This is a genomic window from Nonomuraea coxensis DSM 45129, assembly GCF_019397265.1.
Classification (GTDB): Bacteria; Actinomycetota; Actinomycetes; order Streptosporangiales; family Streptosporangiaceae; genus Nonomuraea; species Nonomuraea coxensis.
The window spans coordinates 3,990,751-4,008,504 of sequence record NZ_CP068985.1 but is presented as its reverse complement, the minus strand read 5'-3'; the positions used below and the strand labels follow the sequence as shown (position 1 = coordinate 4,008,504).

The following is a 17,754-nucleotide window of genomic DNA, read 5'->3' as shown; positions in this document are numbered from 1 at the left end:
ACTTACCGGCCGTCAAGTCGAAAATGGTGCACAGTGCGGGAAGACACGCGTACCCGGATTCAGGAGGTCGCGCTGCGGCTCTTCACCGAGCAGGGGTACGAGGCGACCTCGCTGCGGGAGATCGCCGAGGAGCTCGGCGTGACGAAGGCCGCGCTCTACTACCACTTCAAGACCAAGGACGACATCGTGGCGAGCCTGGTCGACCTGCGCGTGGCCGAGATCGAGGAGCTGGTGGAGTGGGCGCGGACGCGCCCGAGGACGCCGGAGACGCGCCGCTCGCTGCTGGAGCGCTACGCCGCGAACCTGGCCCGCCCCAGCCACCTGGAGGTCACCCGCTTCCTGGAGCGCAACCAGACGGCCCTGCGCGCCCATCCGAAGCTCATCAAGATGCGCGAGGCGATGCTGGCGCTCACGGCCGAGCTGAGCGAGCCCGGCGCCACGCCGGTGGAGCGGATCAGCCGCTCGCTGGCGCTGGTCGCGCTGCACGCGGGCAAGTGGATGACGGCGCAGGACGGCCTGACCGAGGACGAGATCGCCAAGGCGTCCATGGAGGTGGCGCGGCGGCTCGTGGACATGTGAGCCGGCCTCCCCGGACGTCACATGCGCGGCCCCCGACGATTGCGTCCCGCGATCTCGGGCAGAAGGCAGCCACGCGTTCCGCAGGGAAGGAGAAGTCGTGGAGGCCTCGATAGCGCTCCGGCTGCCGAGGGATGCCGCGAGCGTCCCGCTGATCAGGCAGATGCTGGACGGCACTCTGCGCTCGCTCGGCGTCGAGGGCCAGATCCGCGACGACATCGAACTCATGCTCACCGAGGCCTGCGCCAACGTGATCCGGCACGCCGAGCCGAGCGACGAGTACACCGTCAGCGCCAACGTCCACGACGACCGGTGCATCATCCGGGTCGTGGACACCGGTCACGGTTTCGACCCGGACAAGCTCGAGGAGCCCAAGCCGGGGGCCGAGCACGGGCGCGGGCTGATGATCATGCGGGCGCTCGCCGACGACATCCGCTTCACCAACAAGCGGGAGAACGGGGCGGTGGTGTGCCTGGAGAAGCGCCTCCGGTACATGCCCGGGGCCGCCGGGCCCCACCTGATGTCCGCCGACCACCACTCCTCCCCCGCCTCACGCTGACGCCCTTTCCCTGACGGCGGGAAGGCGGCCACCGCCTTCCCGCCGTTCGCCTTCCCCGTTCATTCTCATTATCGATAATGATAGTGTCTGGGTGTGAGGACATCCGCAGAGCACTGGGCGCAGCTGGCGCTGCACCCCGTGCGCATCCGCATCCTGCGCGCCGCCGCCGGCGCCCGCCGCACGTCGTCCGACCTGGCGGGCCTGCTGCCCGACGTGCCGCAGGCGACGCTCTACCGGCACATCGCCACGCTGGCGCGGGCCGGCCTGCTGCAGGTGGTGGAGGAGCGCAAGGTCGGCGGCGCCACCGAGCGGGTGTACGCGGTGCCGGAGGGCGGGGTCACCCCCTCCCCCGAAGCGCTGGCCTCGGCCTCCCCCGAGGAGCACGCGCGGCACTTCACCGCGTTCATGGCCGGCCTGCTGGCGGAGTTCTCGCGCTACCTGGCCAGGGAGCACATCGACCTGGCGGCCGACGGCGTCGGCTACCAGCAGGTGGTGCTGCACCTGGACGACGAGGAGTTCGTACGTTTCGCGCAGGGGTTCGCCGCCCTGGTCCAGCCCCTGCTCGCCAACGAGCCGCGGCCGGGGCGCACGCCCCGGCTGCTGGCGACGATGCTGCTCCCCCTGACGGAAGAAGGTTGACACATGGCGACAGTCATCATCGACGGCGCCTCGATCGTCGTGGAGTTCGGTCCCTGGGAGCGGTTCTTCGCCGGCCGCGCCCGGCACGTCATCCCCCTGGCGGCCGTCCGGCGGGCGGACGCCACCGCTCAGCCGCTGCGCGTCCCGCGCGGCGCGCGCAGCGGACTGGCCGTGTCCGGCCACACCAAGATCGGCGTGTGGGGCCTCCACGGCGGCCCACGGCAACTGGTGTCGGTGAACCGCCACCTGCCCGGACTGCGGCTGCTGCTGGACCGCGGGGGTTCCGGCGGCGAGTTCGACGAGGTCGTGATCTCGGTTGCCGGCGCCGACCGGCTCGCCGGGACCATCCGGGCGAGGGCCGCATGAGCGGCGTCGAGGTGCGCGGCCTGACCAAGAGGTACGGCACGTTCACCGCCGTCGACGACCTCAGCTTCACCGTCAGGCCGGGAGCGGTCACCGCCTTCCTCGGCCCCAACGGCGCCGGCAAGACCACGACCATGCGCATGATGGTGGACCACGTCGCGCCGACCTCCGGCGGCGTGACGATCGGCGGGCGGCGCTACCGCGACATCCCGCGCCCGACCACCGTGGTGGGGGCGGCCTTCGACGCCTCCGCCTTCCACCCGCGGCACTCGGCGCGCGACCATCTGAGGATCTACGCGGCTATGGGCGGCCACCCGGACCGCCGGGTCGAGGAGCTGCTCGGCCTGCTCGGCCTGGCCTCCGCCGGCGACCGCGCGACGGGCGCCTGCTCCACCGGCATGCGCCGGCGGCTCACCCTGGCCACCGCCCTGCTCGGGGATCCCGGCGTCCTGCTGCTGGACGAGCCGGGCAACGGCCTGGACCCCGAGGGCACGGCCTGGCTCCGCTCGTTCCTGCGCGACCTGGCCGGGCAGGGCCGCGCCGTCCTCGTCTCCAGCCACGTGCTGAGCGAGGTCCAGCAGGTCGCCGACGACGTCGTGGTCATCCGGCGCGGACGGCTGCTGGCCGCCGGAGCCCTGGGCGACCTCGCAGGCGCGGAGCGGACCGTACGGGTGAGCAGCCCGGACGCGGCCCTGCTCGCCCGCGCCCTGGCGCCCGGCGCCCGCCGGATCGACCAGGACGGACCCCACGACCTGCGGGTGCACGGGCTGGAGCCGGCCCGGATCGCCGACCTGGCCGCGGCGCACGGGCTGCGCGTCCACGGCCTGGCCGCCCACCAGCCCAGCCTGGAAGAGCTCTTCCTGGACCTGACCGGCGAACGGACGAACGCATGAGACCCCTGATCCACGCGGAGTTCCGCAGGCTGCTCGCGACCCGGACGTGGCTGGGCACCCTGCTCGCCGCCGCTCTCCTCGGCGGTGGCCTGATCGGGCTGCTGGCCCTCGTCGGGCCGGAGAACTTCGACCCGCCGATGCCGGGGCTGCACACCGAGGCCGGCGTCCGGGCCGTCCTCGGCTTTCTCGGCTTCACCGCGTTCGTCCCGGCCGCCGTCGGCACCCTGGCCGTGACCTCCGAGTACCGGCACCGGACCATCACCTTCACGTTCCTGTACGCGCCGGACCGCTGGCGCGTGCTGGCCGCCAAGCTCGCCGTCCACGGGTGCGCGGGCATGGTCTACGGGCTCGTCCTGTCGGGCACCGCCGCCGTGTCGCTGTTCGGGGCCGCCGCGGCCCGCGGCGTCGCCCTGGGCCTGAGCGCCGGGACCGTCATCGAGCTCCTGGCCCGCCTGGCGGTCGCGATGGCCGCCTACACGGTGCTCGGCGTGGGCATGGGCGCGCTGATCCGCCACCAGGTCGCGGCGCTGTGCGTGGTGGTCGGCTACCTGTACGGGGCGGAGCTGCTGCTCATGATGATCCCGGGCGTCCGTCACCTCTATCCCCTGCTGCCCGGCGGCGCGACCGCGGCGCTGACCGACTTCACGGCCGTGGCCGACGCCCTGGCCCAGCAGTTGTCCAGCGAGCCCGTCCGCCTGCTGTCACCCCTGGCCGGGGCGCTGGTCCTGCTCGGGTACGCGGCGCTGGCGAGCTCGGCGGCGCTGCTCAGACCCCTGCGCCGCGACGTCGCCTGACCTCCAGGGGAAAGTGGCGGCGCAGGCGCGGAGTGCGGCCGCTCAGCTCGCCCCGCCGCCGCTCGGGGACGCGCTCGCCGCTCAGCTTCACGGTCAGCCGCCGCTCCCGGCCCGTCAGGCGCCGCCACAGGTGCCTCCAGCGGACCATGGAGCCCGCCATGACGACGAACGCGGCCAGGGCGATCACGGCGGTGACGGCGATCGCGGCGGCGATGAGCAGCAGCACGACCAGCAGGGACCCGATGGCGCCGAGCACGTCCAACATCTGGCGGAAAGTTCCCGATCACCAGCGGGTTATGCCAACTTATGCGGATATATCGCCCTTACTTGGACGCGAGCCGGGTCAGTCCGCGACCAGCCCCGACGGGTCGAGCCGGCCCGGCAGCAGGTCGAGCCGGCGCAGGATGACGCCCTCGCGCAGCGCCCACGGGCACACCTCCAGGCGGTCCACCTCGAACAGGTCCATGGCCGCGTCCGCGACCAGCGCCCCCGCCGCGAGCTGCGCGGCCCGCCCCTCGGACACCCCGGACAGCCGCCCCCGCTCGGCCGCGCTCATCCCGGTGAGCTTGGTCACCCAGTCGGCGGTGTCCTGGCGGGTGAGGCGGCGGGGCACGTACAGGCCCTCGCTGGTGGGCGCGGCCCCGGCGATCCTGGCGAGCTGCTTGAAGGTCTTGGAGGTGGCGACGGCGCGGTGGGGCCGGCCGTGGCGCACGACGGAGCCGACGGTGCGCGCGATCTCGGTGCGGACGTGCCGCCGCAGCCTGCGCACCTCGTCGGCGGGCGGCGGGTCGGCGGTGAACCAGTCGCGGGTCAGCCGCCCGGCCCCCAGCGGCAGCGAGACGGCCACGTCGGGCTCCTCGTCCACGCCGGCCGCGATCTCCAGCGAGCCGCCGCCGATGTCGAAGGCGAGCAGCCGCCCCGACGACCAGCCGAACCACCGGCGCACGGCGAGGAAGGTCAGCCGGGCCTCGTCGCGCCCGGACAGCACCTCGATGCGCACGCCGCAGCCGTCCTCGACGCGCGCCAGCACCTCCTCGCCGTTGGCCGCCTCGCGCACGGCGGAGGTGGCGAAGCCGAGCAGGTCCTCCACGCCCTTGTCCTCGGCCAGCTCGACGGCCTCCTTGACGAAGGCGCACAGCCGCTCGACACCCCGCTCGGCGAGCCGGTTGTCCTCGCCGAGGTACTCCGTCAGGCGCAGCTCCTCCTTGTGGGAGTACGCGGGGATGGGCCGGGCGCCGTGATGGGCGTCCACGACGAGGAGATGCACCGTGTTCGAGCCGATGTCCAGCACGCCGAGTCGCATGGGAAGACGCTACCGCTCTGCCGGTTTCACGGCATGACGCGAGGGGTGAGCAGCGGCGGCCGTGTGATCGGGGGCATGGTTCAAGGGCTACCCTTCCTTGGTGGAATGACACGTTTGGGGGGACTTTGAGCGCTTGCTGTGGCCCGAGCAGGGAGGGCCCCGCCACGTCGCAGCCGCGGCCGGCCGTCCTGACCGCGCGGCGGCCGGCGCCGCCGCGCGGCATGGTACGCATCCCGGGCGGCACGTTCCTCATGGGCGGCGACGACTGGGACGCCCGTCCTGAGGACGCCGAAGGACCGGTCCGCGAGGTGCGGCTGGACCCGTTCATGATCGACCCGGCGTGCGTGACGAACGCCCAGTTCGCCACGTTCGTCAAGGAGACGGGGTACGTCACCGAGGCCGAGCGGATCGGCTGGTCGTTCGTGTTCCGGCAGTTCGCCACCGCGGGCGTCATCGACGCCACCGTGGCCGGCGCCCCCTGGTGGGCCGGCGTCGAGGGGGCCGCCTGGCGCACCCCGGAGGGGCCCGGCTCGTCGATCGGCGCCCGGCAGAACCATCCCGTCGTGCACGTCTCGTGGAACGACGCGAACGCCTACGCCGCCTGGGCGGGCAAGCGGCTGCCCACCGAGGCCGAGTGGGAGATGGCCGCCCGCGGCGGGCTGGAGCGCAAGCGCTTCCCCTGGGGCGACGAGCTGGCGCCGAACGGGCGGCAGCGGTGCAACATCTGGCAAGGCCACTTCCCCACCGCGCCGAGCAAGGGGACCGTACCGGTCAAGTCGTTCCAGCCCAACGGCTACGGGCTCTACAACGTCGCCGGGAACGTGTGGGAGTGGACCGCCGACTGGTGGGGCACGGAGTGGCAGCCGTACGCGGAGAACCCGGCCGGGCCGGCCGAGGGCAGCGCGAAGGTGATCCGCGGCGGGTCGTACATGTGCCACGACTCCTACTGCAACCGCTACCGGGTGGCCGCGCGCACCTCCAACACCCCCGACTCGGCGACCGGGCACACCGGTTTCCGCTGCGCGGCCATACTCTGATCGCATGTCACGAACCCTGCGACTGTTGATCACCGGCGGCGGCACCGGCGGTCACACCTACCCGGCCCTGACGACGCTGTCCGCCTTCCAGCGCCGCCAGGTGCCGCACGACGTGCTCTGGGTCGGCACCGCGAACGGCCTGGAGGCCAGGATCACGGCCGAGCACGGCATCCCGTTCAAGGCGATCACGACCGGCAAGCTGCGCCGCCGCCCCAACCTGCGGGAGCTGGGCACGAACATCGCGGACGTGTTCCGCGTCCCGGTCGGGGTGTTCCAGGCGATCGGGCACGCGGCCCGCTACCTGCCCGACGTGGTGCTGTCCACCGGGGGCTACGTGGCGGTGCCCATCGGCGTGGCGGCCAAGCTGATCCGCCGCCCGCTCGTCATGCACGAGCAGACGACCGTCGTGGGGCTGGCCAACCGGATCCTGTCGCGCCTCGCCACCCGGATCGCGCTGTCGCACGAGTCGTCGCTGGAGCACCTGCCCGCCTCCGCCCGCGCCAAGGCCGTGGTGACCGGCAACCCGGTGCGGCCGGAGCTGCTGGCCGGCAACCGGGCCGCGGCCTACGACCTGTTCGGGCTGACGTTCGAGGTGCCGCTCGTCTACGTGACCGGCGGCGCGCAGGGCAGCAAGCAGATCAACACGCTCATCGCCGAGATCCTGCCGCGGCTGCTGCCGCACGCGCAGGTCGTGCACCAGTGCGGGCCCAACTGGATCGAGCAGATGCGCGCGGTGCCGGTGCCCGCCGAGCTGGCCGACCGCTACCACCCGGTGCCGTACGTGGGGGCGGAGCTGGCCGACCTGTTCGCCGCGGCCGACGTGGTGATCGCGCGCAGCGGCGCGGGGACGGTGTCGGAGCTGACCGCGATCGGCAAGCCCGCCGTGCTGATCCCGCTCATCCCGACCGGCGGCGACGAGCAGCGCAAGAACGCCGGCTACCTGGCCTCGGCGGGGGCGGCGCGGGCGCTGCTGGAGCCGGGGCCGACGGCCGACCAGCTCCTGGCCGAGCTGATGCCGCTGCTGGCCGATCCCGGGCTGCGCGCCTCGATGGGGCAGGCCGCGGCCCGGCTGGGCCGCGTGGACGCCGCGGACGCCCTGTGCGACCTGCTGCTGGAGGTGGCCCACACGGGCGCCGCCGTGCCTCCTGCCGCCGCGCCTCCCACCGCCGTGCCTCCTGCCGCTGCGCCTCCCACCGCCGTGCCTCCCGCCTCCGTGCCTCCCACCGGCGCGTCACAGCCGCCCACCGGGGGTCAGGGCTCGCCGGGTGGTCCCGGCACCTCTTTCGGCGCTCCCGGCTCCAGGTAGCGGAACGCCTCGCGGGCGGAGCCGACGCTCCGCCTGAGCGCCTGCTCCAGCCGGTCGGCGTCGGCCGCCAGCCGGTCCAGCTCCGGCACCGCGAAGGCGTCCGCGCCGGTCTCGGCGACGAGCTCCTCGTACTGGTGCAGCCGCCCGCGCAGCTCCTCGATCTGCTCGTGGGCGTGGTAGGCGCGCTCGGCCTCGGTGACGTTGGCGGCGTAGCGCTCCAGCGCCTCGACGCGGGCGAGCACCGCGGCCTCGCTGCCGTCGAGCGCCCGGGCCAGCGGCTCGGCGACGGCCTCGACCTCGGGCGTGAGGCCGCGCGAGACGGTCTCGCGGTGCTTGGCGCGCAGCGCCGACAGCTTGGCGAGCAGGCGCGCGATCTCCCACTCCTCGGCGGGCAGCATCACCGCGTTGCGGGCGTCGTCCAGCAGGCCCTCGGTGTTGACACGGGACCCGGTGACGGCGGCGACGGCCCGCTGCGCGCGGGCCAGCAGCCGCCGGGCGGACTCGTCGAGGTCGTCGGGGAGCACGTAGCGGCCCTCGTGCCAGCGCAGCAGCTCGTAGGTCTCGCGCTCGGTGTCGTCCTCGTCCTCCTCGGACAGGTCCTGGCGGGCGAACAGCACGATCACCAGGGGGATGCCGACCAGCACGAGCAGGAGCAGGCCGAGCCCCCTGATCGCGGCGCCGAGGCCGAGCAGCAGCCCGAAGAAGACCACCGTGGCGAAGACGCTCACCATGCCCCGGTGCCTGTCCGACAGGGCCTTGCGCGGCTGGGGCGCCCAGCCTTGGCGCATCTTGACCAGCACGCGCCGGGACTGCCTCAGCACCTGCGCGTCGTCCGGTGGTATCTGGGGATCGACCACCATATCCGCCACAAATTCGGATCCTAAGGCAAATCACCCCTCAAGGTGGCGAAAAGCCTCGTGCGCCGAGCTGACGCTGTCGCGTAACGCCTGCTCAAGGCGGCCGGCGTCCTCGGCCAATCCGTCGAGCTCGGGAACGGCCGAGCCGTCGGCGCCCGACTCCACGAGCAGTTCCTCGTAGCGGGGCAGGCGGGCGCTGAGGCGCTCGATCTGCCGCCGTGCCCGGTAGGCGCGCTCGGCGTCGGCCACGTGCCCCGCGTAGCGTTCCAGCGCCTCGACGCGGGCGAGCACCGCGGCCTCGCTTCTGTCGAGGACCTCGGCGAGCGGCCCGGCGACGGCGGCCACCTCCGGCGTCATCCCCTCGGCGATCACCTCCTGATGCTCGGCGCGCAGCGCCGACAGCTTGGCCAGCAGGCGGGCGATCTCCCATTCCTGCGCGGGCAGCATCACCGCGTTGCGGACGTCGTCCAGCAGCCCCTCGGCGTTGACCCGGGAGGCCATGACCTGCCCGACGGCCCTCGCCGCGCGGTCCAGCAGGTCGCGGGCCGGCTCGTCGAGGTGCTCGTCCAGGACGTAGTGGCCCTCGTAGCCGCGGGCGTGCTCGTGGACCTCGCGTTCGAGGGCGCGGCGGCGCTCGGCCGCGGCGTCGGTACGGGGCCGCAGCAGCAGGCCGACGGTCAGCAGCGCGGCGCCCGTCATGCTCACCGCGAACGAGGTGTAGCGCCCGGCCGCGAACAGGGCCAGGCCGTACAGGGCTAGCGACGCCGCGATCACGCCGGCGACGATGCTCGCGCCCAGGCCGAGGATCGGGCCGGCGCTCTTGGGCGGGGGCCTCCAGCCCCGGTGGACGCGGGCCAGCAGGGCGTGGTTGGCCCGCAGCAGGTCGGCGGCCTCGCGGGAGACGGCAGGATCGACGACGACCCTCGCGTCGCGGCGGCCGGGCACGATGTCGGTCATGGGCGGCGGCTGTCAGCTTTCCAGGTGCAGGAAGGCCTCGTGCGCGGACTCCACGCTGCGCCGGAGCGTCCGCTCCAGCGTGTCGGCGTCGCCGGCCAGCTTCTCCAGCTCCGCGAGCGCGAGCCCGTCGGCGCCCGACTCGGCCAGCAGTTCCTCGTAGCGCGGCAGCCGCGCCCGCAGCTCCTCGATCTGGGCGTGCGCGTGGTAGGCGCGCTCGGCCTCGCGTACGTGGGCGGCGTAACGTTCCAGCGCCTCGACGCGGGCGACCACCGCCGCCTCGCTGGCGGACAGGGCGTGTTCGAGCGGCCGGAGCACCGGGGCGACCTCGGGGGCGAGGCCGCGCTCCCACAGCTCGCGGTGCTCGCGGCGCAGGGCGGAGAGCTTGGCCAGCAGGCGGGCGATCTCCCATTCCTGCGCGGGCAGCATGACGGCGTTGCCGGCGTCGTCGAGCAGGCCCTCGGCGTTGACGTGGGAGTGCAGCACCACGCCGACCGCGCGCTGGGCGCGGCCCAGCACGAGCCGCGCCTCCTGGTCGAAGTCCTCGCCGATGAGGTAGCGGCCGTCGTACCAGCGGGCCTGCTCGTAGACCTGGCGCTCGTGGGGGCGCTCGTCCTCGGGCGGCTCGCTCATGGAGGCGATCTTCACCAGGACGACGAAGACGTACGTGCCGAGCAGCACGAACCCGGCCGGCGCGAACGGCGACTCGAGCAGGACGGCCATGAGGGCGATCACCACGGGGGTGGCGGCCAGCAGCAGGGTGCTGGAGGGGCCGCGGCGCGGCCGGGAGGATCCGCCGGAGGAGGCGCGGGGCGCCCATCCCGCGCGCACCCGGGACAGCAGCGAGGCGTTGGCCCGTAACAGCCCGGCGACTTCCGCCGGAACCGCCGGATCGACCACCACACCCACGCTCTGTCCTGGCACCCTGGCGCCCCCCAAGCTCGGTATGTGGATATTACGTAACACTTCGCTTGCGTGTCAGCCTCGAATGTCGCCGGAAGTACGGGATTCAAACATCGTCCTGCTGGATCTCCCACAGCGCGGTCTCCGGGATCCCGGCCTTGACCAGCAGCTCCCAGGTGGCCCGCCGCTCACGAGGATCGGCGAGCAGGGCGCGCAGGAGGGGCCGCAGCCGCGTGTGGTCGGCGCCGCCCTCCGCCCACAGCGCGCCGAGCGCCTGGTGCACGGCCGGCGAGCGGACCGCGGCCGTGCGCAGCAGCTCCTCCAGGATGGCCACCCGGTCGCGGAACGGCAGGGGCCGCCCCTCCCCCAGCGCGCGCAGCAGCAGGTCGAGCAGGCGGCGGTGGCGGGGGCCGTGCCCGGTGGCGACGGCGACGACGGCGTCCCCCATCCCCGTGGGGTCGTCGGCGCCGAGCACGACGTCCTCCTCGCCGTTCTCGACGACCCGCCGCGCGGACAGGGCGGTGACCAGGCCGTTCCATCCCTCCTCGCCGAGCTGGCCCTTCCACAGGTGGGTGAAGGAGGACCAGCGCTCCGGCGCGTCGGGGCCGGGCAGCAGCTCCGACACGCGGACCGGCCCGTCGGCGGCGGCCACGACGAGCAGCGCGAGGTTCGCCGAGTACGCGGCCAGCCGCCGCGCCAGGCTGTGCCGCACCGGGCGGAAGCCGGTGAAGTGGCGGCGCCCGCACTCGTGCAGGGAGCGGCGCAGCAGCCCGGACAGCTGCTCGACGCAGCGGGCCCGGATCTCGGGCGGCACGTCGTCGAGCAGGTCGATGACGAACCCGACGATCGGCCCGCGCTCGGCCAGGCAGGAGTGGGAGATGACGGCGTGGAGCAGGTCGTCGTCCACGCTCTGCACGAGCGCCAGCGGCTCGTCGCCGGCGTGGCTGCGCCTGCGGTCGAGGTCGCGCAGCGCGTAGACGGCCAGCCAGGCGACCAGGAAGTCGCCGAAGGTGGAGTGCAGGAAGGCGTGGCCGCCCCGGCGGACGAAGAAGAACCGCTCGGTGGCCTTGCGCGCCCAGTCGGTGCGGACCGCCCGGTCGGGGTCGGCCTCGGCCGGGTCGTCCTCGCCGCCGTGGCACAGGGCGGGCAGGTCGCGGTCGAGGGCCTCGTCGGTGATGACCTGGCGGCCGCGGGCCAGCATGGACAGCGCCGCCGCGCCGAGCAGCACCAGCTCCTGGTCGATGACCACCCGGCCGGCGCCGCCGGTCTCGCGTTCGGTGAAGTCGCGCAGCAGCACCTCGTACAGGCGTGAGCGCTTGAGCGGGCGCCGCCGGGGGTCGCCCTGCTGCGCCGCGTTGCCGCCGGCGTCGTAGAGGGCGAGCAGGAGCAGCAGCAGCGGCTGGCGGGCCATCTCGCCGTGGGCGAGGGCGGCCTCGGCGGGCAGCGGTGTGAGGTCGCGGCGGGCCAGCAGGGCGCGGTTGGCCTGGTCCCAGATGTCCAGCCACTGGCGTACCTGGTCGTCCTCGAACGGCAGGAGCCGCAGCGCCAGCAGCCCCTCGGGGAAGCGGATGCGCTCGGCCACGACCGTGCGGCTGGTCACGACGACCGCGGCGGGGCGGCCGAGCCCGGCCTCGCGGCGCTGGAACTCCTCCACCCTCGCGAGGTAGTCGTAGCGGCCGGAGCCGCCGAGCAGCAGCTCGTCCAGCCCGTCGAGGAGGATGACGGGCTGCGCCCCGCCGGCGGCCTCGACCAGGTCTCCGTAGGAGACCTCCTCGCCGAGGACGGCGGCGATGGCCTGCTCGATCTGCTCGGTGACGTCCGCGCGCGGCGCGACCCCCTGCAGGTCCACCCGGATCGGCAGGAACTCCGAGCGGGCCAGGCGGGCGGCCAGCACCTCGGTCAGCTTGGTCTTGCCCGAGCCGGGGTCGCCGAGCACGAGCAGCGGCGCCCGCGTGGCGCGCAGCGAGGTGAGGTGCCCGACGAGGAACGCCTCGGTGTCGGGCAGCAGCCGCTGGTCCTCCCACCAGCCGTCGAGCGCGGGCGAGGCGTCGCGGGTCAGCTCGGCCACCCGGCAGCGCGGGGTGAGGTAGCCCTCGCCGAGCAGCGGCAGGTAGACGTCCTCGGGCAGCTTGCCGGCCAGCAGGAGCGGCTGGTCCAGCAGGTTGGCGGCCATCCTGGCCAGGTGGACCATCGGGCGGTCGCCGACGCGGGGCGGGGCCAGCTCGGCCAGCAGCCACGCCACCCGGGACAGCGCCGTGGAGGGCTGGGGGCGCTCGGTGACGAGGCTGCGCACCGCGAACTCGTGGCTGTCGAGGGCCAGTGAACGGTAGTTCTCGTCGTAGACGCGCAGGGCGTGGGCGGGCGGGCCCTCGGCGAGCATCCGGGGCAGCAGGATCTGGTCGTCGTGGCTCAGCTCGTCCCAGACGGGCATGCCCGCGGCGTAGCCGGCCACGGCCTCCGACATGCGCAGATAGGCACGTTCCACCGCCTGGCGGGTCTCGCCGTAGGGGATGTGCGGCTCCGGGGTGGGCAGGCGCTCCAGCATGAGGGCGGCCATCAGCCGGGCGAAACGTTCGGGGGTCGGCACGCCGCGGGAGATCTGCTCGGTGCGGTCGAGCTGCTCCAGCGTGAACGGCAGCTTGGCCTCGCCGAGCGCCTCGAAGTAGGCGGAGACCACGATGACGGCGTGCGCGGCGGCCAGGCGCTGGGTGCGGGTGTGCCGGTCGACGCCGCCGCGCAGCTCCGGCAGGCGGCCGACGACGTCCTCGCCGTAGCGGACGACGGAGGCGCGCATGTCGGCCACGCCCATGACGAGCTGCCCGGCGCCGGCCAGCGGCCACCCGCTGCGCTCGGCCGCCGCGGCGAACCCGATCACCTTGGCCAGCCTGCCGTCCTTGCAGCCGAGGATCCTCAGGGCGTCGGCGTAGCTCGGGGTCTCGATCATGGCCTTCTCCCGGGGACTGGGGATGTCCCGTCAGCGCTGGGTGCCGCGGTCACATTCCCTTCATGCCCGTTTCATCGCCTCGGCGATCTCCGGCAGGGTGGTGGGGTCCTCGATCGTGGACGGGGTGGCGTACGGGCGGTCGTCGGCGATGTCGCGCATCGTGCCGCGCAGGATCTTGCCGGAGCGGGTCTTCGGCAGCCGGGCGACCACGACGGCGCGGCGGAAGGCGGCGACCGGGCCGATGCGCTCGCGCACCAGGGCGACCAGCTCGCGCTCCAGCTCCTCCGGGTCGCGGTCGCAGCCGGACTTGAGCACCGCGAAGCCGACCGGGACCTGCCCCTTGACCTCGTCGGCCACGCCGATGACGGCGCACTCGGCGACGTCGGGGTGGCCGGCGAGGACCTCCTCCATCGATCCGGTGGACAGCCGGTGGCCGGCGACGTTGATGACGTCGTCGATGCGGCCCATGACGTAGAGGTAGCCGTCGGCGTCGAAGTGGCCGCCGTCGCCGGTCAGGTAGTGGCCGGGGTGGCGTTCGAGGTAGGAGGCGCGGAAGCGGGCCTCGTCGCGGTAGAGGGTGGGCAGGGCGCCGGGCGGCAGCGGCAGCTTGACCGTGACCGAGCCCTCGACGCCGGGCGGGCAGTCGTTGCCGGCGGCGTCCAGGACGTGCACGTCCCAGCCCGGCACGGGCTTGGTCGGGGAGCCGGGCCTGGCCGGCAGCGTCTCGATGCCGACGCAGTTGGCGGCGATGGGCCAGCCGGTCTCGGTCTGCCACCAGTGGTCGACGACCGGGACGCCGAGCAGATCGGCGGCCCAGTGGTAGGTGTCGGGGTCGAGGCGCTCACCGGCGAGGAAGAGGTGCCGCAGCCCGGACAGGTCCCACTTTTTCGCGAATTCGCCGGAGGGGTCCTCCTTCTTGATGGCGCGGATCGCGGTCGGCGCGGTGAACAGCGTCCGCACGCCGTACGTGGCCACCACCCGCCAGTACGCGCCGGGGTCGGGGGTGCCGACGGGCTTGCCCTCGTACAGCACGGTCGTGCAGCCGGCCAGCAGCGGGGCGTAGACGATGTAGGAGTGGCCGACGACCCAGCCGACGTCGGAGGCCGCCCAGAAGACCTCGCCGGGGGCGGCGCCGTACACGTGGGCCATGCTCCAGTGCAGCGCGACGGCGTGGCCGCCGTTGTCGCGCAGCACGCCCTTCGGCGAGCCGGTGGTGCCGGAGGTGTAGAGGACGTAGAGCGGGTCGGTCGCGGCCACGCTCACGCAGGGGGCGGGCGCGGCGTCGCGCACGGTCGCGGCCCAGTCGAGGTCGCGGCCCTCGGTCAGCTCGGCGGGGCACTGCGGGCGCCGCAGGATCACGCACCGCTCCGGCCGGTGCGCGGCCTGCTCCAGCGCCGCGTCCAGCAGCGGTTTGTACGCCACCACCCGGCTGGGCTCGATGCCGCAGGAGGCGGACAGCACGACCTTGGGCCGGGCGTGGTCGACGCGCACCGCCAGCTCGCGGGCGGCGAACCCGCCGAACACCACCGAGTGCACCGCCCCGAGACGCGCGCAGGCCAGCATGGCGATCACGGCCTCGGGCACCATCGGCATGTAGATCACGACGGTGTCGCCGGCGCCCACGCCGAGGTCGCGCAGCATGCCCGCGGTGCGCGCCACCTCGTCGAGCAGCTCGGCGTAGCTGAGCACGCGCCCGCCGCCGGTGACCGGGCTGTCGTGGATCAGCGCCAGCTGCCCGCCGCGGCCGGCCGCCACGTGCCGGTCGAGCGCGTTGTGGCAGGTGTTGAGCCGCCCGTCGGGGAACCAGCGGCCGTCCTGGCCGAGGACCGTGGCCGGAGCCACGTCCCAGTCGATGCCGCGGGCCGCCTCGGCCCAGAACTCCTCGGGATGCCGGGTGCTTCGCCGGTAGGCCTCGTCATAACCGCTCACTTATCGATCAGACCAGCCGCCGGCCCCGTGGCGCAAGTGTCCGGCCCGGCGGCGGCCTGATCGTTTCGGCGGTCAGCCGGCGGACAGCACCAGCCGGACGGCGAAGGTGCGGTAGCCGGCCCGCTCGAACGCCCTCACCATCGGCACGTTGCCGCGGTCGGTGTCGGCGGCGATCCGCTGCACCCCCCGCCCGGCGTGACAGCGGGTGATCTCGCCGAGCAGGTCGTCCACGTGGCCGTGGCCGCGGTGCTCGGGAACGACGCCGAGGTAGCCGACCACGGGGCCGGCGTTGTTGGCCGACGGCAGCGCGACACCCACCAGGGAGCCGTCGGCGGCCGAGTACGCCAGCCGCCACCACGACCGGTCACCCGGCATCTCCCGGTAGTCGGCGACGTCGTGGCGCGCCTGCTCCACCGGGTCCATGGTGCGCAGCGCCATCCGGGTGGTGTGGTCGAGCGTTCCCTCCGCCACCCGGCGGAAGGCCGCCACGAACGCCTCGTCGTCGTCCTCGCCGCGGAAGACCAGCCGGCCCGACGGCTCGGGCACGGGCTCGCCGGCCGTCCACGCGAACCGCAGGCGTTCCAGCTCGTCGGTCAGCCCGGCGCGGCCCACCGCTTCCTTGCGCCAGCCGAGCGCGGCGGCGGCCTTCGGGTCCTCGCGCCAGCCCTCGGACAGGAACACGTGGTACGCCGGGCGGTCGCCGAACGCGGCGTGCCCGCGCTCCAGCAGCTCGGCGGCCAGCGCGACCCGGTCGCGGACGGACGGGTGGACGTACACGCAGTCGAGGGCGAGCGGCCGCCCGCCGGGGAAGCCCCACCAGACGGCGCGGGCCAGGATGTCGCCGGTGTCCTCGTCGAGGGCCAGCCAGATGTGGTCGTAGCGGTAGTTTCCGCTCTCCAGGAACGACAGGAGGCGGTCAGGATGGGCCCAGCTGACGGACTCGTCGACGACGCAGCCGAGCAGGCGGTCTAGGTCGTCACCGACCGCGGTACGGAAATGCACGTTTCCTCCGAGAAGGGGAAGAGGGCGCGCGGAGCGCCCAGGGCAGTGCCGAACATCTCAGCGCCTCCTTTCTTCCGACTTTTCGGCGTCAGCGGGCACTGTATCGCAAAGAACGCGCAAGGATGGGCCCGTGAGGTCCTACGACGACGAGACGCTGCCCCTCCAGCCGCCCGTCCGGCTGCCCGACGAGGCCACGCTGGCCGCGGCCGTCCGCGCCGCCCCGCTGGCCGGGGAGCTGCGCCCGGAGGGTTCCGACGCCGAGGTGCTGGCCGCCTGGGCGGACCACTGCAGGGAGCGGCTGGCCGCCGACGAGGGGCTGCTGGTGGAGCTCATCCGGCTGTTCCTGTCCAGGGAGCCGGTGAAGGGCGAGGCGCCGGAGACGCTGGCGGGGCTCGGGCTGGTGCGGACGGCGGAGCCGTACACGCTGAGCTGGCTCGGCCTGTGGGCGGCCCGGCTGATCATCGCCGACACCACCGGGCAGGAGATCCCCGTCATGGGCTCGCTCGCCGGCGCCGACGCGGCGACGCTGCTGCACGCCCTGCGCTCCTACCCCGAGGCCGAGCGCGACGAGGAACTGGCCGGCTGGCTGAAGGGCCGCGACCGGGAGGACGCCGTCACCTCGCTGGCCGCCGCGCTCGCCACGGTGAGCCCGCTCAGCCGGGCGGTCGGCGTCGAGCTGCTCTCCCACGACCTCGGGGACGAGGGCAGGCACGCGCTGCTGCGGCTGCTGGAGGAGCCGAAGCTGGGCGCGGTGATCGCGGCCAGGACGGCGAACCCGCAGCGGCAGCCGGTGCCGGAGGAGATCGCGTGGGTGCTGGTGGACATGGCGGCGGCGCTGCTGGAGTTCGGCGACGCGCCGGACGAGGTGATCAAGTCCATCGCCATGGGGATGAACTCCGAGGAGCAGGCCGCGACGATCGCGATCCTGGCGTTCGGCGACCATCCGTGGACCGGGCGGGTGCTCCAGGTCTTCATCGACCACCATCCGGACGAGCGGATCGCGGCCGCCGCGAGGAAGGCGCTGCGGCGGCTGCGCGGCCTGTCGGACCTGCGGCCGTGACCGTCAGCGTGACCGGCGGGGGTGACCTGCGGCCCGTGATCGGCGGCCCGGCGGTGACGGTAGAGTCGGCTCGGTGACGAAGCATACGATCTCCCCGCAGAACAGCATCCTCGGTGAGGCGTTCGCCTGCGCGTGCGGCGTCATCCTCGGCGGCCGGATGACGGCCGAGCTCCACGCGGCCGAGAACAACCTGTGCTCGGCCTGCCTCGGCTCGGCCGAGGAGGAGGTCGCCCCCGGCCTGTCGCGCGGCTGCTCGTCGTGCGCGGGCAGCGGGCGGCGCAAGGAGCAGCTCACCTGGCAGCTCGCCCACGCCGAGGCGGAGAACCTCATCACCATGAGCGTCGTGCGGGGGATCGTGGCCCGCTTCGACGGGCCGTTCCGCCTGTCGGAGATCGCCGACACGGTCCGCGACGGCCTCGGCCTGCCCGCCGGGCGGCTGCCCGTGGGCCCGCGGGTGCGGGACCTGCTGCTGCAGCTGCAGGCGGCGGGCGAGATCGCCATGCTGTCGGCCCCCGACGAGATGCTGGGCACCGACATGGTCCTCTACCGCGACCCGCAGTGGCAGCGCGCCCGCACCCTCGGCCTGTAGGAAAAGGATCGCCTTTCTGACCAATAAGGAATTGGCCGGAACGACG

18 protein-coding genes are annotated in these 17,754 nt (G+C 73.9%); 10 read left to right on the top strand and 8 right to left on the bottom strand.

Features of this window, described 5'->3' with window-relative positions:
- Nucleotides 1–33: 33 nt before the first annotated feature.
- The 6 genes from Nocox_RS18730 to Nocox_RS18705 all read left to right on the top strand — a co-directional run bounded on the left by Nocox_RS18730 (nt 34) and on the right by Nocox_RS18705 (nt 3,824).
- Nucleotides 34–579 (top strand): TetR/AcrR family transcriptional regulator, encoded by a 546-nt coding sequence (locus Nocox_RS18730; protein WP_020539873.1) that lies wholly within the window; start codon nt 34–36, stop codon nt 577–579.
- Between the two features lie 97 nt (nt 580–676).
- Nucleotides 677–1,135 (top strand): ATP-binding protein, encoded by a 459-nt coding sequence (locus Nocox_RS18725; RefSeq protein ID WP_020539874.1) that lies wholly within the window; start codon nt 677–679, stop codon nt 1,133–1,135.
- Nucleotides 1,136–1,228: 93 nt separating this feature from the next.
- Nucleotides 1,229–1,774: a helix-turn-helix domain-containing protein gene (locus Nocox_RS18720; RefSeq protein WP_020539875.1), complete on the top strand. Its 546-nt coding sequence runs from the start codon at nt 1,229–1,231 to the stop codon at nt 1,772–1,774.
- A gap of 3 nt (nt 1,775–1,777) precedes the next feature.
- Complete coding sequence (locus tag Nocox_RS18715) at nt 1,778–2,140, top strand: hypothetical protein (protein WP_020539876.1); 363 nt, start codon at nt 1,778–1,780, stop codon at nt 2,138–2,140.
- A complete protein-coding gene (locus Nocox_RS18710) occupies nt 2,137–3,030 on the top strand; it encodes an ABC transporter ATP-binding protein (protein WP_020539877.1) in 894 nt (297 codons plus the stop codon). Before Nocox_RS18715 ends, Nocox_RS18710 begins: the two co-directional genes overlap by 4 nt.
- Complete coding sequence (locus Nocox_RS18705; protein WP_020539878.1) at nt 3,027–3,824, top strand: ABC transporter permease; 798 nt, start codon at nt 3,027–3,029, stop codon at nt 3,822–3,824. Before Nocox_RS18710 ends, Nocox_RS18705 begins: the two co-directional genes overlap by 4 nt.
- On the opposite strand, the gene Nocox_RS18700 is transcribed toward Nocox_RS18705, so the two are convergent.
- Both Nocox_RS18700 and Nocox_RS18695 read right to left on the bottom strand, forming a co-directional pair.
- Nucleotides 3,796–4,089 carry a hypothetical protein gene (locus Nocox_RS18700; protein ID WP_020539879.1) on the bottom strand — a complete coding sequence of 98 codons (294 nt, stop codon included), beginning with the start codon at nt 4,087–4,089 and terminating at the stop codon, nt 3,796–3,798. The two genes, Nocox_RS18705 and Nocox_RS18700, sit on opposite strands and share 29 nt — an antisense overlap.
- A gap of 78 nt (nt 4,090–4,167) precedes the next feature.
- Nucleotides 4,168–5,127, bottom strand: a complete 960-nt coding sequence (locus tag Nocox_RS18695; RefSeq protein WP_020539880.1) for a Ppx/GppA family phosphatase — start codon at nt 5,125–5,127, stop codon at nt 4,168–4,170.
- Between the two features lie 221 nt (nt 5,128–5,348).
- On the opposite strand from Nocox_RS18695, the gene Nocox_RS18690 reads away from it, so the two are divergent.
- Both Nocox_RS18690 and Nocox_RS18685 read left to right on the top strand, forming a co-directional pair.
- Nucleotides 5,349–6,164: a formylglycine-generating enzyme family protein gene (locus tag Nocox_RS18690; RefSeq protein WP_020539881.1), complete on the top strand. Its 816-nt coding sequence runs from the start codon at nt 5,349–5,351 to the stop codon at nt 6,162–6,164.
- A gap of 4 nt (nt 6,165–6,168) precedes the next feature.
- A complete protein-coding gene (locus tag Nocox_RS18685; protein WP_033407475.1) occupies nt 6,169–7,470 on the top strand; it encodes a UDP-N-acetylglucosamine--N-acetylmuramyl-(pentapeptide) pyrophosphoryl-undecaprenol N-acetylglucosamine transferase in 1,302 nt (433 codons plus the stop codon).
- Here the strand turns inward: Nocox_RS18685 and Nocox_RS18680 are convergent.
- The 6 genes from Nocox_RS18680 to Nocox_RS18655 form a co-directional block, all read right to left on the bottom strand.
- Nucleotides 7,416–8,330, bottom strand: coding sequence for a hypothetical protein (locus Nocox_RS18680; RefSeq protein ID WP_020539883.1), 915 nt, complete (start codon nt 8,328–8,330; stop codon nt 7,416–7,418). The two genes, Nocox_RS18685 and Nocox_RS18680, sit on opposite strands and share 55 nt — an antisense overlap.
- 30 nt (nt 8,331–8,360) lie before the next feature.
- On the bottom strand, nt 8,361–9,284 hold the full coding sequence (locus Nocox_RS18675) for a hypothetical protein (RefSeq protein ID WP_020539884.1): 924 nt from the start codon (nt 9,282–9,284) through the stop codon (nt 8,361–8,363).
- Nucleotides 9,285–9,296: 12 nt separating this feature from the next.
- Nucleotides 9,297–10,190 (bottom strand): hypothetical protein, encoded by an 894-nt coding sequence (locus Nocox_RS18670; RefSeq protein ID WP_246649814.1) that lies wholly within the window; start codon nt 10,188–10,190, stop codon nt 9,297–9,299.
- Between the two features lie 100 nt (nt 10,191–10,290).
- Nucleotides 10,291–13,128 carry an NACHT domain-containing protein gene (locus Nocox_RS18665; RefSeq protein ID WP_020539886.1) on the bottom strand — a complete coding sequence of 946 codons (2,838 nt, stop codon included), beginning with the start codon at nt 13,126–13,128 and terminating at the stop codon, nt 10,291–10,293.
- A 60-nt stretch (nt 13,129–13,188) separates the two neighbouring features.
- Entirely contained in the window at nt 13,189–15,057 is a 1,869-nt protein-coding gene (locus Nocox_RS18660; protein ID WP_020539887.1) for a propionyl-CoA synthetase, read from the bottom strand.
- Nucleotides 15,058–15,129: 72 nt separating this feature from the next.
- The gene (locus tag Nocox_RS18655; protein WP_020539888.1) at nt 15,130–16,059 is read right to left on the bottom strand and encodes a GNAT family N-acetyltransferase; all 930 of its coding nucleotides are present in this window, start codon (nt 16,057–16,059) and stop codon (nt 15,130–15,132) included.
- 130 nt (nt 16,060–16,189) lie between these two features.
- Between Nocox_RS18655 and Nocox_RS18650 the strand changes: the two genes are divergently transcribed.
- Together Nocox_RS18650 and Nocox_RS18645 are read left to right on the top strand one after the other, a co-directional pair.
- Nucleotides 16,190–17,119: a hypothetical protein gene (locus Nocox_RS18650; protein WP_020539889.1), complete on the top strand. Its 930-nt coding sequence runs from the start codon at nt 16,190–16,192 to the stop codon at nt 17,117–17,119.
- Between the two features lie 73 nt (nt 17,120–17,192).
- Nucleotides 17,193–17,708 carry a hypothetical protein gene (locus tag Nocox_RS18645; RefSeq protein ID WP_020539890.1) on the top strand — a complete coding sequence of 172 codons (516 nt, stop codon included), beginning with the start codon at nt 17,193–17,195 and terminating at the stop codon, nt 17,706–17,708.
- Nucleotides 17,709–17,754: the final 46 nt, after the last annotated feature.